This is a genomic window from Streptomyces sp. NPDC060198 (assembly GCF_042728415.1).
GTDB lineage: Bacteria > Actinomycetota > Actinomycetes > Streptomycetales > Streptomycetaceae > Streptomyces.
Genome location: NZ_JBHWZJ010000281.1, coordinates 1 through 9,278 on the forward strand (window position 1 = coordinate 1; position 9,278 = coordinate 9,278).

At 69.7% G+C, this 9,278-nt stretch carries 8 protein-coding genes; all 8 read right to left on the reverse strand.

The features are described 5' to 3' along the window. Positions 1–134: 134 nt before the first annotated feature. The 8 genes from rodA to ACFWEP_RS26395 all read right to left on the reverse strand — a co-directional run bounded on the left by rodA (position 135) and on the right by ACFWEP_RS26395 (position 9,180). Positions 135–1,328, reverse strand: a complete 1,194-nt coding sequence (rodA, locus tag ACFWEP_RS26360; protein WP_387373495.1) for a rod shape-determining protein RodA — start codon at positions 1,326–1,328, stop codon at positions 135–137. Continuing rightward, the gene (mrdA, locus tag ACFWEP_RS26365) at positions 1,328–3,499 is read right to left on the reverse strand and encodes a penicillin-binding protein 2 (protein ID WP_387373497.1); all 2,172 of its coding nucleotides are present in this window, start codon (positions 3,497–3,499) and stop codon (positions 1,328–1,330) included. Before mrdA ends, rodA begins: the two co-directional genes overlap by 1 nt. A gap of 40 nt (positions 3,500–3,539) precedes the next feature. Next, positions 3,540–4,199: a rod shape-determining protein MreD gene (gene mreD / locus ACFWEP_RS26370; protein WP_387373498.1), complete on the reverse strand. Its 660-nt coding sequence runs from the start codon at positions 4,197–4,199 to the stop codon at positions 3,540–3,542. An 11-nt stretch (positions 4,200–4,210) separates the two neighbouring features. After that, positions 4,211–5,311, reverse strand: coding sequence for a rod shape-determining protein MreC (gene mreC, locus ACFWEP_RS26375; RefSeq protein WP_387373500.1), 1,101 nt, complete (start codon positions 5,309–5,311; stop codon positions 4,211–4,213). 121 nt (positions 5,312–5,432) lie between these two features. Then, positions 5,433–6,452 carry a rod shape-determining protein gene (locus tag ACFWEP_RS26380; protein WP_124268240.1) on the reverse strand — a complete coding sequence of 340 codons (1,020 nt, stop codon included), beginning with the start codon at positions 6,450–6,452 and terminating at the stop codon, positions 5,433–5,435. Positions 6,453–6,745: 293 nt separating this feature from the next. Next, the gene (gene ndk / locus ACFWEP_RS26385; RefSeq protein ID WP_266704304.1) at positions 6,746–7,159 is read right to left on the reverse strand and encodes a nucleoside-diphosphate kinase; all 414 of its coding nucleotides are present in this window, start codon (positions 7,157–7,159) and stop codon (positions 6,746–6,748) included. 121 nt (positions 7,160–7,280) lie between these two features. Then, positions 7,281–7,643, reverse strand: a complete 363-nt coding sequence (locus tag ACFWEP_RS26390) for a DUF4233 domain-containing protein (RefSeq protein ID WP_387373502.1) — start codon at positions 7,641–7,643, stop codon at positions 7,281–7,283. Positions 7,644–7,647: 4 nt separating this feature from the next. Continuing rightward, on the reverse strand, positions 7,648–9,180 hold the full coding sequence (locus ACFWEP_RS26395) for a bifunctional folylpolyglutamate synthase/dihydrofolate synthase (protein ID WP_387373504.1): 1,533 nt from the start codon (positions 9,178–9,180) through the stop codon (positions 7,648–7,650). Between the last annotated feature and the right edge of the window lie 98 nt (positions 9,181–9,278).

A 9,278-nucleotide genomic window follows, 5' to 3' on the forward strand; every position in this document is an offset into this window, starting at 1 on the left:
GCGCTTCGCGTCGCCCCTGGTTCCGAATCTAGGCCCCCCCCGGCGGGGACACAGGGGGGCCACCCGCCCGGGCCCCCCCCCGGCCCGGTGGCAGCTGCCACCGGGCCGGGGTGAGGGGTACGCGTCGTCGGTGCTCAGGCCGTCATCGGCCGCTGCACCCTGATCGACTGGAGCAGCCCGATCGCCACCCAGACGGCGAACATCGACGACCCTCCGTACGAGACGAAGGGCAGCGGCAGACCGGCGACCGGCATGATGCCGAGGGTCATCCCGATGTTCTCGAACGCCTGGAAGGCGAACCAGGCGATGATCCCGGCGGCCACGACCGTGCCGTAGAGCTCGGTGGTCTCGCGGGCGATGCGGCAGGCGCGCCAGAGGACGACGCCGAGGAGCACGATGATCAGCCCTGCGCCCACGAAGCCGAGCTCCTCGCCCGCGACCGTGAAGACGAAGTCGGTCTGCTGCTCGGGGACGAACTGGCCGGTGGTCTGCGTGCCGTGGAAGAGCCCGGTGCCGGTGAGACCGCCGGAACCGATCGCGATACGCGCCTGGTTGGTGTTGTAGCCGACGCCCGCCGGGTCCAGGGCCGGGTTGGCGAAGGCCGCGAACCGGGCGATCTGGTAGTCGTCCAGGAGCCCGAGCTGCCAGACGGAGACCGCGCCGAGGGCGCCCGCGCCGAGGAGGCCGAAGACCCAGCGGTTGGAGGCGCCGGAGGCGAGCAGTACGCCGAGGACGATGAAGGCCATCACCATGACCGAACCCAGGTCGGGCATCAGCATGACGATGCCCATCGGGATCGCGGCCACCCCGAGCGCCTTGGCGACGGTGCGGTGGTCGGGGTGGAGCTGGTCGCCCGCGTCGACGCGGGAGGCGAGCAGCATCGCCATGCCCAGGATGATGGTGATCTTGGTGAACTCGGAGGGCTGGAGCGAGAAGCCGCCACCGATGATGATCCAGGCGTGCGCGCCGTTGACGGTGGCGCCGAGCGGGCTGAGGACCGCCAGCACCAGGACGACGGAGAGCCCGTAGAGGATCGGTACCGCTCCGCGCAGGGTGCGGTGGCCGAGCCAGATCGTGCCGATCATCAGGCCGAAGCCGATGCCGGTGTTGAGAGCGTGGCGGAAGAGGAAGTAGTACGGGTCGCCGTGGGTGAGGGAGTCGCGGCCCCGGGTCGCCGAGTAGACGAGCAGGGACCCGATGAAGGAGAGCGCGAGCGCGGAACCGAGCAAGGGCCAGTCGAGCCGCCGCACGACGGAGTCGCGTGCGGTGAGCCAGGCCCAGGAGGACCGCTCGGGGCCGTACCCGGAGACGGAGAAGCCACCGGCCATCAGTCACGCCTCCCGAGTGTCGCGGCGAGCGCCTGCTGTCCGTCGCCGAGGGGCTTGTTGGCGTCGGGGTCGTACGGCTTGACCTTCGGGGCGTTGATCGTCCCGTCGGGCTGGATCTTCGGGAGGGCCTTCTGCGGCGTGGGCAGCAGCGCCTTCTTGAGGTCCTGCTTGCCTTCCGCGTCGAGACCGTAGAGGGCGTTGTAGATGTTGCGCACGGCGGGGCCGGAGGCGCCGGAACCGGTACCGCCCTGGGAGATCGTCATGACGATCGAGTAGTCCTTGGTGTACGTGGCGAACCATGAGGTCGTCTGCTTGCCGTAGACCTCGGCGGTACCCGTCTTGGCGTGCATCGGGATCTTGTCCTGGGGCCAGCCGCCGAACCGCCAGGCGGCGCTGCCCCGGGTAGCGACACCCGCGAGGGCTTCGTCTATGTCGTCGCGCGTGGACCCGGTGAAGGGCAGCTTGCCGTGCGAGACGGGCTTGATCTCCTGGACCGTCTTGCCGTCGCCGCTGACGATCGCCTTGCCGACGGTGGGGTCGTAGAGGGTGCCGCCGTTGGAGATCGCCGCGTAGATGGTGGCCATCTGGATCGGGGTGACGAGCGTGTCCCCCTGCCCGATCGAGTAGTTGACCGAGTCACCGGCGCGCATCTTGTCGCCTTCGAGGCAGTTCTCGTACTCGATCTGCTGGGCGTACGTGCCGTCCTTCTTGCCGTCCTTGCACCAGAAGGCCTTGTTGGCCTTGAAGAAGCTCTCCTTCCACTGGCGGTCGGGGACGCGGCCGGCGACCTCGTTGGGGAGGTCGATGCCGGTCTCCTTGCCGAGGCCGAACTGGTGCGCGGTCTTGTAGAACCAGTCGCCGGGGTTCTTCTTCGGGTTGGTGCCGCCGTCCTTCAGCCACTCCTTGTGCGCGATGCCGTAGTAGACGGTGTCGCAGGAGACCTCCAGGGCGCGGCCGATGGTGATGGAACCGTAGCCCTGCGACTCGAAGTTCTTGAAGGTCTGGCCGCCGATGGAGTACGAGCTGGGGCACGGGTAGTTGCCGTCGAAGGGGTACCCGGCGTTGACCGCCGCCGTGGACGAGACGACCTTGAAGATGGAGCCGGGGGCCGCCTGGCCCTGGATCGCGCGGTTCAGCAGAGGGAAGTTGGACTTCTTGGTGGTGAGCTTGTCGTAGTCCTTGGCGGAGATGCCGCCGACCCAGGAGTTGGGGTCGTAGTCCGGCAGCGAGGCCATCGCGACGACCCGGCCGGTCTTGGCCTCCATCACGACGACGGCGCCGGAGTCGGCCTTGTAGTTCTCGTTGGTGTTCTTGTCGAACTCCTTGCGGGCCGTCTTCATCGCCTTGTCGAGCTCGTACTCGGCGACCGACTGGACGCGGGCGTCTATCGAGGTGACGACGGACGCGCCGGGCTCGGCCGGGTCGTTCGCGGCCTGCCCGATGACCCTGCCGAGGTTGTCGACCTCGTAGCGGGTGACACCGGCCTTGCCGCGCAACTCCCGGTCGTACGTGCGCTCCAGGCCGGAGCGGCCGACCTGGTCGGAGCGGAGGTACGGCGACTCGGTGTCCTGGGCCTTGGTGATCTCCTCGTCCGTGACCGGGGAGAGGTAGCCGAGGACCTGGGCGGTGTTGGCGCCGCCGGGGGCCGCGTACCGGCGTACGGCGGTGGGTTCGGCGGTGATGCCGGGGAAGTCTTCGGCGCGCTCGCGGATCTGGAGCGCCTGCTGGGTGGTGGCCTCGTCGGTGACCGGGATCGGCTGGTAGGGCGAGCCGTTCCAGCAGGGCTGGGGGGTCTTCGCGTCGCAGAGCCGGACCTTGTCCTTGACGTCCTTCGGCTTCATGCCGAGGACGTCGGCGAGGCGGGTGAGGACGGCGTCCCCGTCGTCCTTCATCTTCAGCAGCTCGGTGCGGCTGGCGGAGACGACGAGGCGGGTCTCGTTGTCGGCCAGCGGCACACCGCGCGCGTCGAGGATGGCCCCCCGGACGGCGGGCTGGACGACCTGCTGGACGTGGTTGTTCTTGGCCTCGTCGGTGTACTCCTGGCCGTTGCGGATCTGGAGGTACCAGAGCCGGCCGCCGAGCGTCAGCAGGAGGGAGAAGACGAGGATCTGGATCACGACGAGGCGGATCTGGACGCGCTGGGTCCGGCCGGTCTCGGGAATGTTGCTCACGGTGCGCCCCCGTCGGTGGTGCTCGGGTGCTGGTCCGGCCTCACAGTCGCTTGACCCCCTTGATCCTTCCCGCGCGCGCGGCGCGATTGCGGGCGGCCCGGACCCGGAGTCCGCCGCGCTGGTTGCCGATCGTCAGGCCTGTGCCCGAGGAGAGCCAGCCGGCGGAGACGTCGCCACCGGCCGACTCGGAGACCGGGTCGTTCTCGGTGCGTCTGGCGAGCCCCATGATCAGCGGTACGACGAACGGCGCGAGCAGCAGGTCGTACACGGCGGCCGTGAACACCAGGCTGGTGAGGCCGACGTGTCGGGCCGCGGTGTCGCCGACCAGGGCGCCCACGAGCGCGTAGAGCAGAGTGGTGCCGACGGCTGCCACGACGACGAACGCCATGGGGCCGAAAGCCGACTTGAGCTGCCCGTTCTCCGGCCGGACCAGCCCCGCGAGGTAGCCGATGACGCAGAGCACCAGGGCGTAGCGCCCGGCGGCGTGGTCGGCGGGCGGGGCCAGGTCGGCGAGGAGACCCGCGCCGAAGCCGATCAGCGCACCGCTGACGTGCCCGTACACGAAGGCGAGTCCGAGGACGGTGAGCAGCAGCAGGTCGGGGACGGCTCCGGGGAGCTGGAGTCTGGCGAGTACGGAGACCTGGACCACGAGGGCGACCACGACGAGGGCGACGGAGAGCAGCGTCCGGTTCAAGCGCATGGGGATCAGCCCTACTCCTGGTCGTCTGCCTGGCCGTCTGGGTCGGCGGCAGCGTCTGTATCGGCGTTGGTGTTCGCGTCGGTGGCGGGCAGCGTGGCGACGTCGGTGGCACCGGCCGCCTGACCCGAGGCCGTCGCGCCGGGCGTCTGGTGGATGTTGCCGACGACCTTGCCGTTGCCGTCGACGAGGTCGCCGTTGGGCTGGACGGTCACGGTGACGGTCGGGGTGGGCTTCGGCTTTGTCGGCTTGGCGGGCTTCTTCGGCAGGACCGCGTCGCGCGGGTCCGTGCGCGGGGCCTCGACGACGATGCCGACGATGTCGAGCTTGGTGAAGCCGACGTACGGCTTGACGTAGACGGTACGGGTGAGGTCGCCGCCGGACGGGTCGACGCGGACGACCTCGCCGACCGGGACGCCGGGCACGAACGGCTTGTCCTTGCTGGAGCCGAAGGTGACGAGCCGGTCTCCCTTGGCCACCTTGGCCTTGCCGTTGAGGAACTGCACCGAGAGCGGGCTGTTGCCCTGGCCGGTGGCGAAGCCGAGTTCGTCGGTCGACTCCATCCGGGTCCCGACGGTGAAGTCCGGGTCGTTGGCGAGGAGCACGGTCGCCGTGTTCGGGCCGACGGTGGTGACGCGGCCGACGAGTCCTTCGCCGTTGAGCACGGTCATGTCGCGGGCGATGCCGTCCTTGGAGCCCGCGTCGATGGTGATCGTCCAGGAGAAGCCCTGGGCCGCTCCTATGGCGATGACCTGGGCGCCCTTGATGCCGTACTGACCGGCGTCGGCGTTCTTCAGGATCGCGTCGAGCTGGCGGACCCGGCTGTTGGTGCGGGCGTCGCTGCCGAGCTCCGTCTTGAGCGCCGCGTTCTCCTTCTCCAGGGCCGCGATCCGGTCGTGCCGGTCGCCGGAGTCCCGGACGGCGCCGATGGCGTTGCCCACCGGGTCCACCGCCGCCGCCACGCCGTTCTCGACAGGTCCGAAGACCGTCGCGGCGGCCTGCCGGGCGCCGTCCACCGGCGAGTCCTCGCCGCCGCGGATGTCCACCGTGATCAGTGCGAACGCGATGACGATCAGCAGCACCAGGAGCAGCCGGCTCTCTCGTGTGTCCCTCACGTGCGGCGGCCGTGCCTTCCTCGTAGGAATGTTCGTGCCTGTATATCAACGATCTGCCGTACGGGGCGGCAGCGCCCGCACGGCAGACCGAAGATGTGTCAACGAAAGGGGCGCGCCCCGGCTACCGCCGGGGCTGCGCGTCCAGGACCTGCTGGAGCGCCTCGAACTCCTCGACGCACTTGCCCGATCCGAGCGCCACCGAGTCCAGCGGGTCCTCGGCGATGTGGATCGGCATGCCCGTCTCGCGGCGCAGCCGCTCGTCCAGCCCGCGCAGCAGCGCACCACCGCCGGTGAGGACGATGCCGCGGTCCATCACGTCGCCGGAGAGCTCGGGCGGGCACTTGTCGAGCGTGGTCTTCACGGCGTCGACGATCGCGTTGACCGGCTCCTCGATGGCCTTGCGGACCTCGGCGGCCGAGATGACGACGGTCTTGGGCAGTCCGGAGACGAGGTCACGGCCGCGGATCTCGGTGTGCTCGTCCTTGTCCATGTCGTACGCGGAACCGATCGTGATCTTGATCTGTTCGGCGGTGCGCTCACCGAGGAGGAGGGAGTACTCCTTCTTGATGTGCTGGATGATCGCGTTGTCCAGTTCGTCGCCGGCGACCCGGATCGACTGGGCAGTGACGATTCCGCCGAGGGAGATCACCGCGACCTCGGTGGTGCCGCCGCCGATGTCGACGACCATGTTGCCGGTGGCCTCGTGCACGGGGAGGCCGGAGCCGATGGCCGCCGCCATGGGCTCCTCGATGATGTGCACCTGGCGGGCACCTGCCTGCGTCGACGCCTCGATGACGGCGCGGCGCTCGACCCCCGTGATGCCGGAGGGCACGCAGACGACGACCCGCGGGCGGGCCAGGTAGCGGCGCTTGTGGATCTTGAGGATGAAGTAGCGGAGCATCCGCTCGGTGATCTCGAAGTCGGCGATGACGCCGTCCTTCAGCGGCCGTACGGCAACGATGTTGCCCGGCGTACGGCCGATCATCTTCTTGGCCTCGGAGCCGACCGCGAGGATGCCGCCGGTGTTGGTGTTGATGGCCACGACGGACGGCTCGTTCAGGACGATGCCGCGCCCCCTGACGTACACCAGCGTGTTGGCAGTCCCGAGGTCGATAGCCATGTCACGACCGATGAACGACATTGATTCCCCTTGTTCCCCATGAGGATGCGGCGGTGCCTTCCCGAAGAAAGCATGATGGCTGGATCTGGTCGGCGAATCCGGCGCGCTGCGGGTGTGGAAGCTTCCATCGTAGTGCCGGGTGCACGGACACAGCGCGAGGGGCATTCGCCTTACCGGGTGGAACGACTACGCGCTCCACCTATGGTGACGTTACGTCGGTGGGATGCGTTCCCGCGATCGGACCACGTATACCGAAGGGCGACCGAATTAATTCGGTCGCCCCGGGTCAGCAGCGCTGTTTGGCCGATCAACCGTCAGGACAGACCCGGAAAGAAAAGCTTCAGCTCGCGCTCAGCGGACTCCTCGGAGTCCGAGGCGTGGATGAGGTTCTCGCGGGTGATCGTCCCGAAGTCGCCGCGGACGGAGCCGGGCGCGGCGGCGATCGGGTCGGTCGGGCCGGCCAGCGCGCGGACGCCCTCGATGACCCGCTCGCCCTCGGCGACCAGGGCCACGACGGGGCCGGAGGCCATGAACTCCACGAGCGGCTCGTAGAACGGGCGGCCCTTGTGCTCGCCGTAGTGGGCTTCCAGCGTGTCCCCGTCGAGCGTGCGCATCTCCAGGGCCGTGATCCGCCAGCCCGCCTTGCGCTCGATGCGGCCGACGATCTCACCGATCAGCCCACGCCGGACCGCGTCCGGCTTGAGGAGAACGAGGGTGCGCTGGGTCATGTGGAGCGGCTCCTTGCGAGTGACGGGGTGCGGGAGAGCGAGATTACAGGGGCTGGTCCGAGCCCCGACGGGTGGGGTTGCACGGCGTCGGGCTCAGGGTGACGCGGTGCGGCCCGGAAGGTCAGCCGGCCGCCGGAGCGGTCGGGGAGTCGGCCTCCATGGCCGCCCAGCGGGCCTTCGCCTCGTCGATCTTCCGGCCGTAGTGCACCGACGCCCACCACAGGGCGGCGAAGGCGACGCCGAGGAAGTACATCACCGGAACGAAGACGCCGCTCACCACGAGTGCGATCTGGAGCGCCCAGCCCAGCACGACACCGCCGGGTCGGCCCAGCATGCCGCAGAGCAGTACGGAGAGCAGCATGCCGATGCCGCACACGGTCCAGACGGTCCCGGCCGTCAGGTCGTCGGACTTCATCGCGACGAGTCCGGCGAAGCCGATCACGAAGAACTCGCCGATCAGTGTCGACGCGCAGAGCGTACGCACAGGGTCAGCCCCTTCCCAGAAGCAGCCGGGCCTCGCCGACCGTGATCACGGATCCGGTCACCAGTACGCCGGCGCCCGCGTATTCGTCCTCTTCCTCGGCGAGGGTGATCGCCGCTTCCAGGGCGTCGTCGAGCCGGGGCTCCACCTGGACGCGCTCGTCGCCGAAGACCTCGACGGCGACGGCGGCCAGGGCGTCCGCGTCCATCGCTCGGGCGCTGGAGTTCTGGGTGACGACGATCTCGGCGAAGATCGGCTCGAAGGCTTCGAGGAGCCCGCGCACGTCCTTGTCGTCACTGGCGCCGACGACGCCGATGAGCCGGGAGAAGCTGAAGGCCTCGGTGAGGCCCTCGGCGCTGGCACGGGCACCGGCCGGGTTGTGGGCGGCGTCCAGGACGACGGTCGGGCTGGAGCGCACGACCTCCAGGCGACCCGGCGAGCGGACCGAGGCGAAGGCCGTGCGGATGGCGTCGATGTCGAGCGAGCGGGTCTGCTCACCGCCGATACCGAAGAACGCCTCCACCGCGGCGAGCGCCACCGCGGCGTTGTGCGCCTGGTGGGCGCCGTACAGCGGAAGGAAGACGTCGGTGTACTCGGAGGCCGGGCCACCGAGTCCGCGGAGCGTCAGCAGCTGGCCGCCGACAGCGATCTCGCGGGAGACGACTCCGAATTCCATGCCCTCGCGGGCCACCGTCGCGTCGACCTCGACGGCCTTCTTGAGCATCACCTGGGCGGCGTCCACCGGCTGCTGGGCCAGTACGACCGTCGCGCCCTGCTTGATGATCCCGGACTTCTCCCCGGCGATCTCGGCGGGGGTGTTTCCGAGCCGGTCGGTGTGGTCGAGCGAGATGGGGGTGACGACGGCGACGCTCGCGTCGATCACGTTGGTGGCGTCCCAGGTGCCGCCCATGCCGACCTCGATCACGGCGACGTCGACCGGCGCGTCGGCGAAGGCCGCGTACGCCATGCCCGTCAGCACCTCGAAGAAGGAGAGGCGGTACGGCTGCTGGGCGTCGACCATCTCGACGTACGGCTTGATGTCCTGGTACGTCTCGACGAACCGCTCGGGGGCGATCGGCGAACCGTCCAGGCTGATCCGCTCGGTGATCGACTGCACGTGCGGCGAGGTGTAGCGGCCGGTGCGCAGGTCGAAGGCGTTGAGCAGGGCCTCGATCATGCGGGCCGTGCTGGTCTTGCCGTTCGTCCCGGTGATGTGGATGGAGGGGTACGCGCGCTGGGGCTCGCCGAGCACGTCCATCAGGGCGGCGATCCGGGTGACGGAGGGTTCGAGCTTGGTCTCACCCCAGCGTCCGGCCAGCTCCTGTTCCACGGCGCGCAGCGCCTTGGCGGTCTCGGGGTCCTCGGGCGTGGCCGGGGGCGCCTCGGACACCGGCGGCCCGGACTGGGTGCGCAGGGTGCGGCTCCCGGCCTCGATCACCGCCAGGTCGGGGTCGCGCTGGGTTGCTTCGTCCACGATCTCCGCGAAGGTGTCGTCGGACTCTGACGCGTCGTGCCGGTCTGAAGGGCGGGGCTCACTCACGGGCCCCAGTCTACGGATCGCCGCGGACATCGCGCGCAGCGCCCGCGTCGGGCGGCCCGGGAAGGGAACGGCGAGGCCCCCGCACCCCGGTCGTGGGG